This is a genomic window from Aromatoleum buckelii (assembly GCF_012910785.2).
In the GTDB taxonomy this organism is placed as follows: Bacteria; Pseudomonadota; Gammaproteobacteria; order Burkholderiales; family Rhodocyclaceae; genus Aromatoleum; species Aromatoleum buckelii.
In genome coordinates, this window is sequence record NZ_WTVH02000008.1 from 571,520 (window position 1) to 589,247 (window position 17,728).

Below are 17,728 nucleotides of genomic sequence, written 5' to 3' on the forward strand. Positions count from 1 at the left end.
GCCATCTCTCCTTCACTTGTCGCCCGGGCGCCCGATGTGCGGGTCGTCGACGGCCAGTTCGACCAGCGGCGGCGTCGCCGCGCCGCGCCGGGCGAGCCAGCTGCCGAGCACGACGACGAACCCCGCGGCAAACGCCGACGTCCCATAGTGCAGCCACGACGGCATCTCTTCCACCCACGGCCTGATCGTCACGTCCCCGACCAGCATGCCGCCGGCGATCCAGCCGAGCAGCGCCGCGCCGAGCGTGATGACGACGGGGAAGCGGTCCATCAGCTTGAGCACGAACTTGCTGCCCCAGACGATGATCGGGATGCTGACGACGATGCCGAACACCACCAGCCCGAGATCGCCTTTCGCCGCGCCGGCCACCGCGATGACGTTGTCGATGCTCATGACGGCGTCGGCGATGACGATCGTGCGGATCGCGCCGAGCAGGTGCGGCGCGCCCTCGACGCCGGCGTGGCTGTCGCCTTCCTCGGGCTGCATCAGCTTGACGCCGATCCACAGCAGCAGCAGCGCGCCGACGATCTTCAGGAACGGAAGTTCGAGCAACTGCAGCGCGAAGAAGATCAGCACGATGCGCAGCCCGATCGCGCCGACGACGCCCCACGCGATGCCTTGGTTGCGCTGGTGCTCGGGCAACTTGCGGCACGCCAGCGCGATGACCACCGCATTGTCGCCGCCGAGCAGGATGTCGATCGCGATAATCTGCAGCACCGACACCCAGAATGCGCTGTCGGTCATGAATTCGAACACGGATGAACTCCTTGCTGATTGGGTCGGCCGGCCTCGCGTGCCGCTCCGTGGCCGCTATGTTCCGCAGGGTTCACGCGCTTGGCAAGCCGTATATGCCACAACAGTGCGCTGCGAAGGGGCGCGGAACTTCGGCGCGGTCCGCCGTTCAAACCGTGCGGCGCTGCCGCCCGTTGCACGGGTCCGAGGCTATGGAGCGCCGCACTTTCCAATGCCGCCATCCGTTTTCGACATCCTCGCCGAACAGCGCATCACCGAAGCCATCCGGCGCGGCGAATTCGATAACCTGCCCGGCGCCGGGCGCCCCCTCCACCTCGACGACGAACCTCTGGTGTCGCCGGAACAGCGCATGGCGAACCGGATACTGAAGAACGCCGGCTTCGCGCCGGCCGAAATCATGCTGCGCCGCGAGATCGCCGCGCTGCGCGGGCAACTGGCCGACAGCGTCGGCGGCGAGCGTGACGACATCAAGCGGCGCCTCGCGCGGTTGGTCGCGGCGCTCGGCATGATGTCGCACCGGTGATTGGCTCCGTTGCGGCTCTCCGGAGCCCGGAAGGTCAGGGCAGCTTGACGGCCTCGATCTTCGCCTTGGCGCCGATCCCCAGCGTCGTCGGCAGCGACACGTAATGCGCGCGGCTCGTGACGTTGTCGTCATGGACCGCGAAACCGACGTTATACACGCCGCCTTCGGCCAGCGCCTTGTCGTCACTGTTCGCGAGGCCGAGCGGGCGGATGATGACGACGGTCCAGATGCCGTCCTGCCAGCGGCCCGAAGCCTTGTTGTCGGCGGCCGAACCGCTCGCATCTGCCGCGCTGAGGACGTACTGCGGCAGCATGTCGCCTTCCTTCCAGCCGGCGCCGGCGTCGAACGGCACGGCGTTGGCGCCCTTGACGAGGATGTGTTCCTTCTTGAACACCTGCTCGGCCGTGACCGCCTTGTCTCCGGCTTTCGCCGCGTCGAACATGAACTTCGGCTGCTTTGTCTCCTTGTCGAGGTTCGAGGCGAAAGGATTCTTGCCGGCGTCGAAATTGCGGTATTCGAGGACGTACCCGTCGTCGGCCATGCCGACCGGATTGCTGCGGTGCGCGCGCCACTGGATCAGGTCGACGAAGCCGCCGGCGGCCTTGAGGCGCTCGATTTCGGCGACGGGCTTGCCGGTCTTCCAGTCGAACGGGTCGGTGCGCGTTGCCGGCAGGTATTTGCGCACGTCGGTTTTCCCGATCGCCGTCAGCAGAGGGTTGGCGGCCACTTCCTCGCTGCTCGCCTGCCCGGCGGTGTCGCGCTCGCCATCGTGGCACGTCAGCCAGCACCCCTGCTCGGCGAACTGCGGCACCTTGCCGTCGTCGATCATGATCGACACGCGGTCTTCATAGATCGCCGGTTGCTTGCCGTCACGGACCTCCCGCTTGAGGCGCGGGCCGCCGTACGCCTTCCACTCCTTGCCGTCGAAACGGTAATACGGGTATTCGACGCCGGGCCCCGCGGCTTGCGTTTTCCACTGCAGGCGCAGGTACGCGTTTCGCGTGTCGTAAGCGGCCTGTACGGTCAGGTCGACGTGTCCCTTCTTGCCCTCGATCGCTGCCGGCTCGAGCGGGCCGCTCTTCACCAGCTTGTCGCCGAACTGCTCTTCCTCGTCCTCGTGGCAGTCGAGGCAGCTCTGGCCTTTCCTGACTCCCGTCTTGCCTTTGTGCCCGGTCTGCATCCACTCGTAGGTCGTCAGCCCCGGGTAGAACAGCGTGATCTCTTCGGCGGGTACCTTCGACCAGTCGATCGTCGCCGGATCGGCGGCGTTCGAGGGCCCGGCGGCGAGGGCAGCGCAGATCGCAGTCAATGCAAGCTTGTTCATGGCGTCTCCTGGTCGTGAAAAGGGATTGGGGCGCCGTTTGCGCAGCCCTGCCCCGGAATATGCATATGAGCATAATACCGGTCCTGAGGGGGCGGCAGGTCGATGACGAATGCGTTGATCGGGGGCGGCGGAGCCAGGGGTCGAGGAGCTGCGTCGGGCCGCTACTTGAGAAGCCGCCGCCGCGTCAGCGCGAGCGCCAGCCAGAAGGCTGCGGCGCCGTAGCCGGCGATGACCCCCAGATGCAGGGCGACGTTCTCCGGCAGCCGTCCGAGCAGTAGCGGCCGGGCGAGTTCGATCGCGTGCGTCAGCGGCAGCAGCGTCGCTGCGGCCCGCAGCGCGGGGGGGAGCTGTTCGATCGGGAAGAACACGCCCGACACAAGCGTCATCGGCGTGATGAACAGCGTGAAGTAATACATGAAGAAGTCGTAGCTCGGCGCAAGCGCCGTCATCACCAGCCCGAGCGCGGCGAATGCGAGGCCGACGAGGAAGATCAGCGGCAGCAGCCACAGCACGTAACGGGTGTCGACGAACCCGAAAGCCGAGATCACGAGCAGGATCGCCGCACCCGACAGCAGCGCTTTCGACGCCGCCCACACCAGCTCGGCGAACACGACGTCGTCGAGATCGATCGGCGCGTTCATGATCGCTTCCCAGGTTTTCTGCACGTGCATGCGCGAAAAGCCCGAATACAGCACTTCGAACGACGCGGCGTTCATCGTCGAATAGCACACCATGCCGGCCGCCAGAAAGCTGATGTAGCGTACGCCGCCGACTTCCGGCACCAGCATGCCGATGCCGAAGCCGAGGCCGAACAGGTAGATCACCGGGTCGGCGAGGTTGCCGAGCACCGACGGCAGCGCGAGCTTGCGCCAGACGAGAAAATTGCGCCGCCATACCGGGATGAAGCGGCGCGAGAGTTGCGGTGCACGCCAGGAACTCGCTGAAGTGGGCATCGATGCGCTCCGGTCAGTCCCTGAGCTCGCGACCGGTGAGCTTGAGGAACACGTCTTCGAGGTTCGCCGGGCGGTGCAGGTAACGCAGGCCGGTCTGCGCGGACAGGTGCGCGAGCAACGGCGCCGCGTCCTCGACGTAGCAGAAAGCGGTCTCGCCGCTGACTTCGAAGCGTCGTGCGAACGCCGCGGCGTGCCGGGCGGCCCACGCTTCGGCGCCGCCCGCGCCACCGCCGCCGTTCCAGTCGCCGTAGACTTCGACGACCTGCGGCTCGATCTGCGCGGCGATGACGTCGCGCGGACTGCCTTCGGTCAGCATGCGCCCGGTGTCGAGAATCGCGAGGCGGTCCGCGAGGCGCTCGGCCTCGTCCATGAAATGCGTCGTCAGCAGGATCGTCGTGCCGGCGCGGATCAGGTGCTTCAGGCGTTCCCAGATCAGGTGCCGCGCCTGCGGGTCGAGGCCGGTGGTCGGCTCGTCGAGGATCAGCAGGTCGGGGCGGTTGACGAGCGCGCGGGCGAGCGTCAGGCGCCGCTTCATGCCGCCCGAAAGCGCCTGGATGCGTGCATCGCGCTTGCCTTCGAGCCCGGCGAACGCGAGCAGCTCCGGGATGCGCGCGCGGATCGCCGCTTCGTCGAGGCCGAAATAGCGGCCGTAGACGATCAGGTTCTCGGCGCACGTGAAATCGGGATCGAGGCTGTCCTGCTGCGGCACGATGCCGACGCGCATGCGCGCTTCGCGCGCGCGTGCCGGCACCGGCAGGCCGGCGAGCCGGATCTCGCCGGCGGACGGCGCGGTGAGCCCGAGCGCGCAGCGCAGCGTCGTCGTCTTGCCGGCGCCGTTCGGGCCGAGCAGCGTGAAACACTCGCCGCGCCGCAGCTCGAGGTCGATGCCGGCGACCACCTCGGTATCGCCATAGCGCTTGCGCAGGCCGCGGATCGACAGCGGCGAGGCCGGCGAGCGGCTCGCGAGCGTCAGGGGACGATCCGCCTGCACCGGCTCTCCGGAAAAGTCCGTCCTCGCAATAGGCACTGCATCTTCAGCCCACCGGGGGTTTGGTGTCGGCGAAGCTCGCGCGGTCGAACAGGCGTTCGGCCAGGGCCGTGAGCGCGGGGTGTGCGGCGCGCCAGTCGTAGTCCGGATGGCGCAGGTCGAGGTAGGCCAGCGCTGCGCCGACCGCGATGTCACCGAGGGTCAGGCTGTCGCCGTGCAGCCAGTGACGCCCGCTCGCGCGCCGCTCGAGCTCGTCCAGTGACCGGCCGATCTTGCCCGTCTGGTGCGCGATCTCGTCGTCGCTGCGCTTCTCCTCGGGGCGGCGTGATTCGAGCACCATCGCGACGGCCGCGTCGGTGATGCCGTCGGCGAGCGCCTCGATCTGCCGCACCCGCACCGCGTCGATCGGTTCGCGCGGCAGCAGGTGCGGTGCGACGTTGAGGGTTTCGAGGTAGCCGGCGATGACCGGGGAATCGAAGAACACTTCGCCGCCGTCGGTGAGCAGCGCCGGCACCTTGCCGAGCGGGTTGACGGAAGGGATGCGAGTATTCACTTCCCACGGCGAATCGACGACGAGCTCGAACGGCAGCCCTTTTTCGGCGAGGATGATGCGGATCTTGCGCGCGTATGGGCTCGTGAGCGAGGCAAAAAGCTTCATGGGGTCGATCTCCTTGAAGGCGGGTGCGCGGCCACCGTTCAGCGCGGCGCCCACGCGCGCGCGATGATGTCGCGGATCAGATGCAGCTTGCCGTGGAAGAAATGGTCGGCGCCCGGGACGACGACGATCGGAAGTTCCTGCGGGCGCGCCCAGTCGAGCACGTTCGCCAGCGCGACGTTCTCGTCCTCGGCGCCGTGGATCACCAACGTGTCTTTCGGCACCGTTTCGGTCGTGTAGCTGCGCGCACCGGCCGCTTCGCCAGTCGCGGTGCCGACGAGCACGATGCGCTCGGCCGGCGTCATGCTGTCGGCGAGCCGCTTCGCGACCCGCGTCTGGACGAAGGCGCCGAACGAGAATCCGCCCAGCGCGATCGGCAGGCTGCCCCAGCGCGATTGTGCCCACGCGATCACCGACAGCATGTCCTCGGTCTCGGCGTCGCCATGATCGTGCGCGCCTTCGCTCTTGCCGACGCCGCGGAAGTTCGGCCGGACAGTCGCGTAGCCGAGCTCGCGCAGACTGCGCGCCAGCGTGTGAGCGATCTTGTTCGTGTTCGCGCCGCCGAACAGCGGGTGCGGATGGCACACCAGCGCGATGCCGCGGATCGTCGCGGGGACGTCGATCAGCGCTTCGATCGCGCCGTCCGGGCCGCGCAGCAGCACGCTTTCGCTCGCATGCGCCCGGCTCATGCGGCGTCCGGCAGGCGCAGGCGGGTCACGATGCGGCCATGGACGAGATGCTCGTCGATGATCTCGTCGATGTCTTCCTTGTCGATGTACGTGTACCAGACGTTGTCGGGGTACACGACAAGCACCGGGCCTTCGTCGCAGCGGTCGAGACAGCCGGCCTTGTTGATGCGGATCTTGCCGCGGCCCTTGAGGCCAAGCGCCGCGATGCGGTCCTTCGCATACGTCTGCATCCCGGTGGCGTTGTGGTTGTTGCAGCAGGTGTCGCCGGGTTCGCGCTGGTTGCAGCAGAAGAAAACGTGGTGCTTGAAGTAGCTCATCGACGGTCTCCGGTCGGGGAAAGTGGCCGGCGCCGCAACGCCGGACCGGCTTCGGCCGATTATAGCTGCGCGACAATCATCCCCGCGCGGTTCAGCGTCCGGCGAGGTGTTCGCCGCGCCACAGGCCGATCGCCGACAGGTAGGACAGCGCGAGAAACGGCCACACGTTCGCCGTGAGCCGGGTCAGACCGTGGAAGTTGAGGAAATTTCCCTGCTGCAGCGACGCCAGCCCGAGCATCAAATACGGGTTGTCGGGGAGCAGGTTCGTCAGCGTCGTCGCCGCGAGCATCGTCACGCCTGCGAGCGCGTGCTGGTGCAGGCGCGGCAGCAGCAGCGCCGCCGCGAGCAGCGGCACGCCGTACAGCAGCCCGCGCGTGGTGCCGGGCGTGAGCCACACCAGCGCCGCGTCGGGAGCGAAGAACGACGCGGTCGCGACGGTTTTCGCGGCGAGCCCGAGCAGCAACAGCAGCGCAACCGGCAGCGGGCTCGCGCCTTGCATCATGCAGCGGCAGAAAAGGCCGACGGCGACGAGGCTCACGGCGACGACGACCGATTCGAGCAGGATGAAGCGTTCGGGATCGAAATGCAGCGGCGTCGGCAGGCCGAGCAGCTGGCGCAGGTCGCCGCTGCCGAACAGCAGGCTGTCGGGCATCAGCTGCGCGAGCAGCCACAGGCCCAGCAGCATCAGGCCGAGGTCGCCCGAGTGGCCGGGAATGATGCGTTCGGAGCGCCAGCGGTGCAGCCAGCCGCGCTCGTCGAACAGCGCGTGGCCCCAGCGCACGCCGGCGAGCGCGCCGATCAGGCCGCCGAGCACGTTGAACCCGAAGTCGATGTTCGACGACACGCGAGTCGGCAGGAAATTCTGCGTGACTTCCATCGAGAAGCTCAGCACGCCGGCGATCAGCGTCACGACGATGACTGCGCCCGCGCGCCCGAGGCGCTCGGGGAGCGCCGGCGCGAGCACGAAGCCGAACGGAACGAAACCGAGCAGGTTGAGCGCGAGATCGGCGTAGCGGAAATATTTCGGCCACGGCGCGAACAGGAAGTCCAGCAGTGGCAGGCCCGTCGGTCTCCACCCTGCGAGCGGGTGCAGGCAGGCGTAGACGATCAGCAGTCCGTACGCGAAAGCGAGGTGGCGCGGCAGGGTGGGGACGGCGCGCGCGGGGGGCATCGGCAAGTCCGGGCGAAGAATCTGGGAAGCCGATTCTAGCCCGGACGCCGGGGCGGGGACGTCGCCCCCGCTGCAGGGGATCAGATGATGGTCGTCAGGCGGCTGTCCGCGCGGTGGCGGGTGAGCGGATTGAGCCGTCGCAGCACGCTGGCGGGCGCATATTCCTTCTGCAGCGCGTCCCAGTCCACCGCGTCGAGCGTGTTCTTCACCAGCAGGCCGAGGTCGGTGTCGCCTTCGGTCAGCAGCCGGCGGCCGAAGAACAGCGTATCGGCATCTTCCTCGCGCAGCGCGAGCGCAAGGTAGTCGCGGACGTTCGCGGTCAGCGTCAGATCGGGCGTGCCGCGACCGGACAGCGGGCGAAAGCCGCGCGCGTCGAGCGTGAAGTCGAGCGTCAGTCCGGCGTCGCGGACCTTGATGCGCAAGTGCCGGCCGGTCAGCGGTTCGAGGTTCTCGCGCGGCAGGATGCGCCCGAGCGCGAGGTTCAGCGCGGTAGTCAGCGCGAACGTCGGCGGGCGCTGCGGCAGGCGGGCGGCAAGGCGCGCGAGCGGCGCGGGCAGCGTGAAGGCCGGGATGCGAAGCGTGGTCATCGGGATGGGCTCCAGGAAGGCGGATTCAGGATGGAACGTATTGTTCCACACCCGGACGGCCGTGCCAGAAACCGTTGCACGGCGCCTCGACCATCCATTCGGCGCTGCGACGGAAAGCTTCCTGCGGGGCGAGCTGCCCGTCGGCCGATTCGCGGAACAGTTCCAGCACCCGGATCGTATGCTCGCCCTGTGGACTCACCCGCACGACCTGCGCCGACTGCCGCACCGACGTCAGGTCGGCGAGGAGGTTATGCACGCGCGCCGATTGCGTCTGCACGCCGTTGAGCGTCAGGAAAGATTCGCCTTCGCGCGTGCGCAGCACCAGACCGTCGCTCATGCCGAGGCAGCGGAATTCGCAGGTGTCCTTCTGCAGGTTGAAGTGGCGCGCGGTGAAGCAGCGCGCCGAATGCGCAAGCGGCAGCCGGCCCCACGCGAGCACTTCGGTCTCGATTTCGGGCGCGCCCGACGCGAGCAACTCGGTGAGCACTGCGCCCGACATCTCGGGCGGCGCGACCCAGCGCGTCGCGCCCGACTCGGCCAGCAGCGCGAGCGTTGGCGGATTGAAGATGTTCAGCGTCGGCCCAGCGATCCAGTCGCGTCGGCCGGCGCCGGTCAGCAGGTGCACGGCCGACATGTCGTTCGCCTCGACGCGGAAATCGGTCTGGGCGACGATGCGGCGCAACGCCTTGAGATCGGATTCGGATTCGATCAGCGACTGCGACGACAGCACGACTTCCTTGCCGGCTGCGCGCAGCATCGCGGCGACTTCGAACCAGTCCTCGAGGCGCAGCTCGTGGCGGCGCGAGCACACCGTTTCGCCGACATAGACGACGTCGGCCGGGCTGTCGGCGACCTGCGCATAGAAGTCGAGCGTCGCTTGGCGCGGCCAGTAGTAAAGGAGGGGGCCGAGAGCGAGTTTCATCGGGTTCATCGCGTTCATTTCCATGGCCGGTAATACGCGCCGAGCGTATGGCTGCGGCCTTCGGAGATTTTGTCGAGCTCGGCGATCCAGGTCGGCTGGACCTTGAAGGAGTCGGCATCGCGCATCACGCGGTCGAGCGCTTCGCGCCACACGCGCGTGACCTGCGCGACGTAGGCCGGGCTCCTCTGGCGGCCTTCGATCTTGATCGCGCGAATGCCGGCGCCGGCGAGGTCGGGGAGCAACTCCAGCGTGTTGAGGCTCGTCGGTTCCTCGATCGCGTAGTAGGTCTCGCCATTGACGTCGAAGCGGCCTTTGCACAGCGTCGGGTAGCCGGCGCGTTCGCCGTCGCCGAAGCGATCGATGAGGATGCCGTTGAGCCGCGTTTCCATCCCGTTCGGCGTCTGTTCCCAGCGCACGTGCTTGCCCGGCGAGCACGCGCCGTTGCAGTTCGGCGATTCGCCGGTCGCGTACGCGGACAGCGCACAGCGCCCTTCGACCATCACGCACAGGCCGCCGAAACCGAACACTTCGATCTCGACGCCGGTGTTCGCGATGACTTGCTCGACCTGCGGCAGCGACAGCACGCGCGGCAGCACTGCGCGCTGGATGCCGAAGCGTTCGGCGTAGAAGTTGATCGCCTCGTAGCTCGTCGCCGAACCCTGCACCGACAGGTGCAGGCGCAGCTGCGGGTGCGTCTTCTGCGCATAGGCCATCAGGCCCGGGTCGGCGAGGATCACCGCATCGATGCCGAGGTCGGCGGCGCGGTCGATCGCCGCGGTCCAGGCTGTCCAGTTGCTCGCCTGCGGATAAGTATTGAGTGCGAGCAGCACCTTGCGGCGGCGGTCGTGCGCGTAGCGCACGCCTTCGCGCATCGCGTTGGCGTCGAAATTGAGCCCCGTGAAGTTGCGCGCGTTCGTCGCATCCTTGAAGCCGAGATAGACGCAATCGGCGCCGTGGTCGACGGCCGTCTTCAGCGCCGGCAGGCTTCCTGCCGGGCAGACGAGTTCTATTCTGGAATTGGAGGTCATGGAGGGGGCTGGGGAAAAAAGCCTCGCAACCATAGTGCGACTCGCTGCGCACCGCGTTGACCGGGGTCAAGGGCGTGGCCGTCGGCTCCGTGCAGGCCTCGCCCCTGTTGCCGCGATCGGAACCTACTTTGCCGCATTCGGGAAGAACAGCTGCTCGCCGTCGATCTTGTATGCCGCGATCGCCTGCTGGCCCTCCGCCGAGACGATCCAGTCGATGAACTGCTGCCCGAGCTCGCGCTTGACGTGCGGATGCTTGGCCGGATTGACGAGCATCACCCCGTACTGGTTGAAGAGGCGCTTGTCGCCTTCGACTGCGATCGCGAGATCCTGGCGATTCTTGAACGACAGCCACGTGCCGCGGTCGGCAAGGAGGTACGCACCGAGCGAGGCCGCCATGTTCAGCGCCGGCCCCATGCCCGAGCCCGAGTCGCGGTACCACGGCCCTTTCGCCTGCTCGAGGTCGATGCCGGCGAGCTTCCACAGCCGCAGTTCGGCCGCGTGCGTGCCGCTCTTGTCGCCGCGCGACACGAACGGCGCCTGCGCGGCCGCGATTTTCTTCAGCGCCGTGACAATGTCGCGCCCGCCGGCGACTTGCGCCGGATCGCTTTTCGGCCCGACGAGGACGAAGTCGTTGTACATGACGTCGCGGCGCTCGACGCCGTAGCCTTCGGCGACGAATTTTTCTTCGGCTGCGCGGTCATGCACGAACACCACGTCCGCGTCGCCGCGCCGCGCCGTATCGAGCGCCTGCCCGGTGCCGAGCGCGACGACCCGCACCTCGATGCCCGACTGCTGCTCGAACACCGGCAGGATGTGGCCGAACAGGCCCGACTGCTCGGTCGAGGTCGTCGACGAGACGATGATGAACTTGTCGCCTGCGTGCGCGGCGAGGCCGAACATGCAGACGAAAGCGGCCAGCAGGACGCGAAGCACATATGCCATGAAAAATCTCCGTGTGAAAAGAAATGTCGATCAAAGTCCGGAATCGCGCGCAAAACAGCGCGCTTTTGCAAAGCGTTGTATCAAAGCTGCAGCGAGCAGGCCAGCGTCGTGCGAAGGCGCGTAGCGTCTCTTAGGCAAATCCATGCATAAGTCCATCGGCATCGCCGGCGCGACTTCGCGCTGCATTTCGACGGTCTGCCAGCGGTTTCCCGTTTCGGTCCGGTGACGGCCTCGCGGCTCGGGCAAAAATGACTGTTGCTTTTTGCCAGGGGGAAGGTGTTCTCCCGCTGGGCATCAACTTTCCGCGCGCGCGGCGGGAAAGGCGCAGCCGCGTTTTCGGGTAAGCTTTTCCGATGAGCGTGAAACTCGAATACCGTTTCATTGCCGGCGTGGCCGAGGCAGCGGGAGCCCAACTGCAGCTCCACAATCCGCTGCTGGCGATGCTCGATGCAATCCGCGTGCAGGGTTCGATCGGCAAGGCCGCCACGCAACTCGGGCTGTCGTATCGCCATCTGTGGGGCGAGCTGAAGAAGCACGAGGCGGTTTTCGGCCAGACGCTGCTCGCCAGCGGCCAGGGCCGGGCGGCGCGGCTGTCGGCGTTCGGCGAACGCCTGCTGTGGGCGGAAAAGCGCATTCTCGCGCGCCTGTTGCCGCAGGCGGAGAGCCTCGCCGGGCAGCTCGACCGCGAACTGTTGCTGGCCGTCGATCCGGGGCTGGCGCTGCTGTCGGCCTGCGCGAGCCACGACCTGCTGTTCGGCGTGCTGCGGGACTCCTTGCTGCGCGACGCGCGCGTGCTGCTCGATGCCGAATATGTCGGCAGCACGCGCGCGCTCGAACGCCTCAATGCCGGGGCCTGCACCGTGGCAGGCATCCACCTGCCGCTCGATGACGATCGGCTGTGCCGGCGCGGCGCGCGGATCCACATCGCGCTCGGACGCGAGCTGCGGCTCGGCGCGCACAAGCTGATCCGTTTCGCGCGCCGCGAGCAGGGGCTGATCGTTGCCCCCGGCAACCCGCTCGGGCTCGTCTCGCTGAGCGACCTCGCCAGATCCGGCGTGGTGTTCGTCAATCGCCTGCAGGGCTGCGGCACGCGGCTGATGTTCGACGAGCTGCTCGCGCGCGCGAACGTCTCCCCTGCGGCAGTCGCCGGCTATGACACCGCGGAGCCCACCCATCTGTCGGTCGCGGCGAACGTCGCCGCTGGCAGCGCGAGCTGCGGCTTCGGGCTGCGCGCCGCGGCCGTGCGCTTCGGCCTCGATTTCGTCCCGCTCGTGCACGAACAGTATTTCCTCGTTTGCCTCAAGGATGCGCTGGACCTGCCAGCGATGCAGGCGGTCATCGGCGTGCTGCGCAGCGCGGATTTCCGGCAGCTGGCCCGGGCGGTGCCGGGCTACGGTGCCGAAGCCGCAGGCGAGATCGTGTCGTTGCGGCGCACGCTGCCCTGGTACAAGTAGCGCGGCAGGCGCGGGCGCCTACCGGGCACCGGCCACGCGGATGCCCGACGCTCCCCGGTGGGCAGCTCCGGCCTGCGCCTCCTCCGCCTTGTCGTGACGATTTCTTCGCAGATCGTCAGCGTCGCTTCGCCTCGTCCCACAGCCTGCCCACGAGGCGCTTCGCGAGCACCGGGGTTGCGCGGCGGCGGTACGGGACGCTGACGGTCGTCGTTTCCATCGGCTGGATCGTGCGCTTGATCTGGCGTTCGATGGTGGCGAACGCCGCCGCGTCGAGCGGCTGCCCGGCGAGCGCGTCGAGGCCGCCGACGAATTCAGGCCGCGACGACACGCCGGTGCAGGCGATGCGCAGCTCGCCGATCGCCTCGCCGTCGCGGGTGAGCGCGGCCGCGACGCCCGCGAGCGGGAAGTCGATCGCCCCGCGCATGCGCAGCTTCTCGTAGCCGCTGACGCGGCCGGCGACGAGCGGCACGGTGACGGCGAACAGCAGCTCGTCGGCTCCCAGCGCGAGCCAGCGCATGCCGTCGTCGACGTAAAGCTCGGCGAGCGGCAGGCGCCGGATACCCTGCGGGCCGAGGAGTTCGACTTCGGCGCCGAGCGCGAGCAGCGCCGGCGCGACATCGCCGCTGAAGGCTGCGTAGCAGCGGCTCGACTTCGGCGCGACGCGGCAGGTGTCGCCGGCGAGTTTCATGCAGTAGTTGTTGCCCTGGCGCCAGCTCTCGCTCTGGTTGAAGTACTGGCAGCGCGTTTCGAGGCACAGGTTGCCCCCGAGCGTCGCCGCGGTGCGGTGCGTCGGTCCCGCGACGCAGAGCGCTGCCTGTGCAAGGGCCGGCAGGCTCGCCCGTACCGTCGGGTCGGCGGCGAGCGTCGCGAGCGTGACGCCGGCGCCGAGGCGCAGCGTATCGCCGCTGCGCTGCACTTCGCGCATCTCCCCGACGTTGCCGAGGTCGATGACGATATCGGTGCTGACAAGGCCGCGCCGCAGGTTCGGCACGAGGTCGGTGCCACCGGCGATGAAGCGGCTCGCGGGATGTTCGCCGCGCAGGCGAACCGCGTCGACGGCGCTCGCCGGACGCAACACGCGGAATTCGGACAGGGCGGCCATCATGCGGCTCCTTTTGCAGCGGCCGCCACGTGGGCGCCGGCGGGGGGTTTGCGGTTGAGCGCGTCGAACACGCGGTCCGGGGTGAAGGGTGTCGCACGGATGCGAGTGCCGGTGGCGTCCTCGATCGCGGCGGCGATCGCGGACATCACGCCGGCGAGTGGTCCTTCGCTCGCTTCCTTCGCGCCGAACGGACCGTTCGGGTCCAGGCTCTCGACGATATGCACTGCGATGTCGGGCGACTCAATGATCGTCGGCACGCGGTAGTCGAGCAGGCTGACCGCCTTGTGGCGGCCGTTCTCATAGACGGTTTCCTCCGAGATCGCCTGCCCCATGCCCATCCAGATCGCGCCCTGGACCTGGCCTTCGACCGACATCGGGTTGATCGCGAAGCCGCAGTCGATCGCCGACCAGACTTTCTCGACGGTGACCTTGCCGAGCTCGGTGTCGACGCTGACTTCGACCGCCTGTGCGGCGTAAGAGAAGCCCATCGTCGAGCCGACCGCGCCGCCGCGCTGCTTGCCACCCTGGAACTCGGGTGGGCACGTGAACGTGCCCTTGACGGTGAGCATGCCGACGTCGACGAGGGCTTCCTCGACGATGTCGTGGAATGGGATCTGACGCGCCGGGTCGTTCGCGACCGCGGCCGCCTCGCCGAGCCACTCGACGTCCGCCTCGGCGACCTGCAGCCGCTTCGCCGCAGCGGCGACGAGCACTGCCTTGAGGTTGCGCGCGGCATCCGCCGCAGCGTTGCCGACCATGAACGTCACGCGTGACGAATACGAGCCGTTGTCCTTCGGCGTCAGCGCGGAGTCGGTCGCGATGAGGCGCAGGCGGCGGTACTCGACGCCGAGAATTTCGGCGACGACCTGGGTGATGATCGTCGACGAGCCCTGGCCGATGTCGGAGGCGCCGGTCAGGATCGTGATGCCGGCGTCGAAATCGACGCGCAGCGCGATCGTCGCGTGCGGCTGACCGGTGAAATGCACGGGCTTCGCCGAGCCGCTGACGAAGTGCGAGCACGCGATGCCGATGCCGCGCCTGATCGGGCCGTCGCTGTCGGCTTCGAGCCGCGCTACGCGCTCGCGCCAGCCGCTCGCCTGCTCGACCCAGTCGAGGCACTCGGGCAACCCGTAGCTCATCACTTTCAGCCCGTTGATCGTCTCGGTCGGCGCCTTCAGCAGGTTGCGGCGGCGCACCCCGAAAGCGTCGAGGCCGAGCTCGGCCGCCATCATGTCGAGCAGCGATTCGAACGCGAAGCGGATGTTGACCGTGCCGTGGCCGCGCATCGCGCCGCACGGCGGCGTGTTCGTATAGACGCGGTAACCGTCGTACTTGACCGCGGGCAGGTCATAGAGGCCGTTCAATAACGCCCCCGCGTAGAGGATCGTCACCAGCCCGTAGCCGCCATACGCACCGCCGCGCTGCACGACGTGCGCCTCGCATGCGGTCATGCGACCGTCGCGGGTCAATCCGAGCTTCATGCGCACGTGCGTTTGCGGCCGGCCGCGGTGCGTGAGGAAAGCTTCCTCGCGCGTCTGCAGCAGGCGCACGGTGCCGCGCGCCGCGCGGGCGAGCAGCCCGGCGATGATCTCGAAGTTCAGCGTCTCGACGCGGTGACCGAAGCCGCCGCCGACGAACGGCTTGATGACGCGGATATAGGCCGCGTCGGTCTTCATGCAGCGCGCGAGCGATTCGTGCACGTAGTAGGGCACCTGCGTCACCGACCACAACGTGAGGTGCCCGCGCTCGTTGTCCCATGCTGCGAGCGCGGCGTTCGGCTCCATCATCGCGTGATGGATTTCGGCGCACTCGAAGGTGTCCTCGCGGATCAGGTCGGCCGCTGCGAAACCGGCGGCGGCGTCGCCGAACTCGTTATGCACTTCGCGCTCGATGTTGCCTTTATTGTTGTCGTGCAGCAGCACGGCGTCGGCCTTGCGCGCGTCGGCCGCGTCGAAATACGCCGGCAGCTCGCGCACTTTCAGCCGGATCAGCGCGAGCGCCGCGTCGGTCGTCGCCTCGTCGATCGCGGCGACGGCCGCGACCGGCTCGCCGATGTAACGGATGCGCCCGCGCGCGAGCGGGAATTCGTTCTGCGCAATCGGGATCACGCCGTAAGGCGTGTCGCAGTCGTTGCCGGTGACGATGCCGCGCACGCCGGGCAGCTTCAGTGCTTCGCTGACGTCGACTTCGAGCAGCTCGGCGTGCGCGTACGGGCTGCGCAGGATCTTGCCGACCAGCGCCCCCTGGGCCGGCAGGTCGGCGGTGTAGCGCGCCGTGCCGGTGACTTTCTCGACGCCGTCGATGAGCGGCAGGCGGGCGCCGACGCCGTGCGGCGCCGCGTTGGCCGCGCCGAACTTGCGCAGTTCGCGGTCGGGCGCGTTCATGCCGGCACCTCGCTGCCGCAGGCGGCCGCTTCGACCGATTCGATGATCTTGACGTAGCCGGTGCAGCGGCACAGGTTGCCGGCAAGTGCTTCGCGGATCTCGTCGCGCGACGGCTGCGGATTGCGGCGCAGCAGCGCTTCGGCCGCCATCACCATGCCCGGAGTGCAGAAGCCGCACTGGCTGCCGAGATGCTCGTGGAACGCGCGTTGCAGGCGCGACAGGTTACCTTCGTGGCTGAGGCCTTCGATCGTCTCGATCGAGCGTTCGGCGACGCTGTGCGCCAGCGTGCAGCACGCGAGCCGCGGCTCGCCGTCGACGAGCACCGTGCAGGCGCCGCACTCGCCGCCGTCGCAGCCCTGCTTCGTGCCCGTCAGGCCGAGCGTGTCGCGCAGGTAATCGATCAGCAACGCATTCCCGGCCACTGCGTCCTCGCGCGGCCGGCCATTCACCGAAAGTGTCAGCAGGGTCTTCATGTCGCCTCCTTGGGCGAACCGCCGCGAGCGCAGGTGCGATCCTCGCCGGTCCGGCATCAATGTTTGATATCAAACAATTTAACGTGAAGCGATGCTAGCACCGTTGGAGGCAACGGAAAATATGAAGCGCAAAGCAGCGGTCGGTCGCGAGACTGCCCATGAAAACCCATGATTTTCAAGGGATTCTGGCTGATGATGCGAACGCTCGGCCTGCTCCGTCTGCAATAAATAGCCGCGGTTTGTGCGCTCGCCCGAAAGGCACGCCGCAGCTGGCGCAACTTTCTTTCTGACGTCGCGCCACAGCGCCGGGATCGGCGTACGGTACGGCTCGGGCGTGATTTGACCTCGCCGGAGCCGGAGGGAACAATGGCCGGCATCGAAACCCGGAGAGCCTGTGCGATGAATCCCGGCAACACGGCTGGCGTAGCGGAACAAGGATCGCGCGCCGCGGCGGGCGAAGGACAGCCGGCGCGGCCGCGCATCGTGCTGCTAGGCACTGGCGGCACGATCGCGGCGGTGGCCGGCGAGCCGACCCAGCTCCACGACTACACCGTCGGCGCGACCACCGACGAACTGCTCGCCGCGGTGCCGCAACTGCGCGCGCTCGCCGAAGTGCGCGGCGAACAGCTCGCCAATGTCGACAGCCGCGACATCGACAATGCACTGCTGCTGAAGATCGCCCGCCGCGCCGACGCGCTGCTCGGCCAGCCCGATGTCGACGGCATCGTCATCACGCACGGCACCGACACCCTCGAAGAGACGGCGTACTTCCTCAATCTCGTGCTGAAGAGCGCGAAGCCGGTCGTGCTTGCCGGCGCGATGCGTCCGGCGACCGCGCTGAGCGCCGACGGGCCGCTGAATCTGTACAACGCTTTTCTCGTCGCCACCTGCGCTACAGCGCACGGCAAGGGCGTGCTGGTGATGATGAACGACCGCATCGGCGCGGCGCGTTTCGTCACCAAGGGGGCCACGACCGCGCCCGACGCGTTTCGCGCGTTCGAACAGGGCAACCTCGGCGAAGTCGCCGCGGGCAGGGTGCATTTCTTCACTGCGCCGTTATGCCGGCACACCGTCGACAGCGAGTTCTCGCTCGCCGCGATCGATGAGCTGCCGCATGTCGACATCCTCTACGATCATCAGGGCGCGGGGCTGCACCACTATCGGGCCGCGATTTCCGCCGGCGCGCGCGGGATCGTCATCGCCGGCTCCGGCAACGGTAGCCTGTCGCCTGCAGCGCGTGCCGGCGCCGAAGAGGCGGCACGGCATGGTGTCGCGGTCGTGCGCTCGAGCCGCGTCGGCCAAGGCGTGGTCACCGCGTCGACCGACGACGCGGTGCTCGGCACTGTCGCGGCGAACTCGCTCAATCCGCACAAGGCCCGCATCCTGCTGATGCTCGCCCTCGGGCGTTCGCGCGACGCCGGCGAGCTGCAGCGCTGCTTCGACCAGTACTGAACCGGGGACGA

Annotated in this window: 18 protein-coding genes; 3 read left to right on the plus strand and 15 right to left on the minus strand. The window is 68.1% G+C overall.

The features are described 5' to 3' along the window. Window positions 1–12 precede the first annotated feature (12 nt). Complete coding sequence (locus tag GO608_RS04550) at window positions 13–756, minus strand: TerC family protein (protein WP_169197284.1); 744 nt, start codon at window positions 754–756, stop codon at window positions 13–15. A gap of 208 nt (window positions 757–964) precedes the next feature. On the opposite strand from GO608_RS04550, the gene GO608_RS04555 reads away from it, so the two are divergent. Continuing rightward, window positions 965–1,276, plus strand: a complete 312-nt coding sequence (locus GO608_RS04555) for a DnaJ family domain-containing protein (protein WP_169197283.1) — start codon at window positions 965–967, stop codon at window positions 1,274–1,276. 34 nt (window positions 1,277–1,310) lie between these two features. On the opposite strand, the gene GO608_RS04560 is transcribed toward GO608_RS04555, so the two are convergent. The 11 genes from GO608_RS04560 to GO608_RS04610 all read right to left on the minus strand — a co-directional run bounded on the left by GO608_RS04560 (window position 1,311) and on the right by GO608_RS04610 (window position 10,852). Continuing rightward, on the minus strand, window positions 1,311–2,600 hold the full coding sequence (locus GO608_RS04560) for an ethylbenzene dehydrogenase-related protein (protein WP_169197282.1): 1,290 nt from the start codon (window positions 2,598–2,600) through the stop codon (window positions 1,311–1,313). Window positions 2,601–2,761: 161 nt separating this feature from the next. Next, on the minus strand, window positions 2,762–3,553 hold the full coding sequence (locus GO608_RS04565; RefSeq protein WP_169197281.1) for an ABC transporter permease: 792 nt from the start codon (window positions 3,551–3,553) through the stop codon (window positions 2,762–2,764). Between the two features lie 13 nt (window positions 3,554–3,566). After that, window positions 3,567–4,544: an ATP-binding cassette domain-containing protein gene (locus tag GO608_RS04570; RefSeq protein ID WP_247002863.1), complete on the minus strand. Its 978-nt coding sequence runs from the start codon at window positions 4,542–4,544 to the stop codon at window positions 3,567–3,569. Between the two features lie 43 nt (window positions 4,545–4,587). Continuing rightward, window positions 4,588–5,199, minus strand: a complete 612-nt coding sequence (locus tag GO608_RS04575; protein WP_169197280.1) for a glutathione S-transferase — start codon at window positions 5,197–5,199, stop codon at window positions 4,588–4,590. Between the two features lie 38 nt (window positions 5,200–5,237). After that, complete coding sequence (locus GO608_RS04580) at window positions 5,238–5,885, minus strand: alpha/beta hydrolase (RefSeq protein ID WP_169197279.1); 648 nt, start codon at window positions 5,883–5,885, stop codon at window positions 5,238–5,240. Next, a complete protein-coding gene (locus GO608_RS04585; protein WP_011237845.1) occupies window positions 5,882–6,202 on the minus strand; it encodes a (2Fe-2S) ferredoxin domain-containing protein in 321 nt (106 codons plus the stop codon). Before GO608_RS04585 ends, GO608_RS04580 begins: the two co-directional genes overlap by 4 nt. Window positions 6,203–6,293: 91 nt before the next feature. After that, window positions 6,294–7,373: a VanZ family protein gene (locus tag GO608_RS04590; protein ID WP_169197278.1), complete on the minus strand. Its 1,080-nt coding sequence runs from the start codon at window positions 7,371–7,373 to the stop codon at window positions 6,294–6,296. An 80-nt stretch (window positions 7,374–7,453) separates the two neighbouring features. Beyond that, window positions 7,454–7,960 (minus strand): ubiquinone anaerobic biosynthesis accessory factor UbiT, encoded by a 507-nt coding sequence (ubiT, locus tag GO608_RS04595; RefSeq protein ID WP_169197277.1) that lies wholly within the window; start codon window positions 7,958–7,960, stop codon window positions 7,454–7,456. Window positions 7,961–7,985: 25 nt separating this feature from the next. Further along, window positions 7,986–8,882 carry a U32 family peptidase gene (locus GO608_RS04600; RefSeq protein ID WP_169197329.1) on the minus strand — a complete coding sequence of 299 codons (897 nt, stop codon included), beginning with the start codon at window positions 8,880–8,882 and terminating at the stop codon, window positions 7,986–7,988. Window positions 8,883–8,896: 14 nt separating this feature from the next. Further along, window positions 8,897–9,910: a ubiquinone anaerobic biosynthesis protein UbiU gene (gene ubiU, locus GO608_RS04605; RefSeq protein ID WP_211159215.1), complete on the minus strand. Its 1,014-nt coding sequence runs from the start codon at window positions 9,908–9,910 to the stop codon at window positions 8,897–8,899. A gap of 123 nt (window positions 9,911–10,033) precedes the next feature. Further along, window positions 10,034–10,852 carry an ABC transporter substrate-binding protein gene (locus GO608_RS04610; RefSeq protein ID WP_169197275.1) on the minus strand — a complete coding sequence of 273 codons (819 nt, stop codon included), beginning with the start codon at window positions 10,850–10,852 and terminating at the stop codon, window positions 10,034–10,036. 353 nt (window positions 10,853–11,205) lie between these two features. On the opposite strand from GO608_RS04610, the gene GO608_RS04615 reads away from it, so the two are divergent. Then, entirely contained in the window at window positions 11,206–12,306 is a 1,101-nt protein-coding gene (locus GO608_RS04615; RefSeq protein ID WP_211159214.1) for a substrate-binding domain-containing protein, read from the plus strand. A 115-nt stretch (window positions 12,307–12,421) separates the two neighbouring features. On the opposite strand, the gene hcrB is transcribed toward GO608_RS04615, so the two are convergent. The 3 genes from hcrB to hcrC are packed head-to-tail and all read right to left on the minus strand — an operon-like array spanning window position 12,422 to window position 16,265. Then, window positions 12,422–13,411 carry a 4-hydroxybenzoyl-CoA reductase subunit beta gene (gene hcrB / locus GO608_RS04620; RefSeq protein ID WP_247002866.1) on the minus strand — a complete coding sequence of 330 codons (990 nt, stop codon included), beginning with the start codon at window positions 13,409–13,411 and terminating at the stop codon, window positions 12,422–12,424. After that, the gene (hcrA, locus tag GO608_RS04625) at window positions 13,408–15,792 is read right to left on the minus strand and encodes a 4-hydroxybenzoyl-CoA reductase subunit alpha (RefSeq protein ID WP_169197273.1); all 2,385 of its coding nucleotides are present in this window, start codon (window positions 15,790–15,792) and stop codon (window positions 13,408–13,410) included. Before hcrA ends, hcrB begins: the two co-directional genes overlap by 4 nt. Continuing rightward, window positions 15,789–16,265, minus strand: coding sequence for a 4-hydroxybenzoyl-CoA reductase subunit gamma (gene hcrC, locus GO608_RS04630; protein WP_169197272.1), 477 nt, complete (start codon window positions 16,263–16,265; stop codon window positions 15,789–15,791). Before hcrC ends, hcrA begins: the two co-directional genes overlap by 4 nt. 399 nt (window positions 16,266–16,664) lie before the next feature. Here hcrC and GO608_RS04635 point away from each other — a divergent pair, with 399 nt between their 5' ends. Next, the gene (locus GO608_RS04635) at window positions 16,665–17,717 is read left to right on the plus strand and encodes an asparaginase (protein ID WP_247002867.1); all 1,053 of its coding nucleotides are present in this window, start codon (window positions 16,665–16,667) and stop codon (window positions 17,715–17,717) included. Window positions 17,718–17,728: the final 11 nt, after the last annotated feature.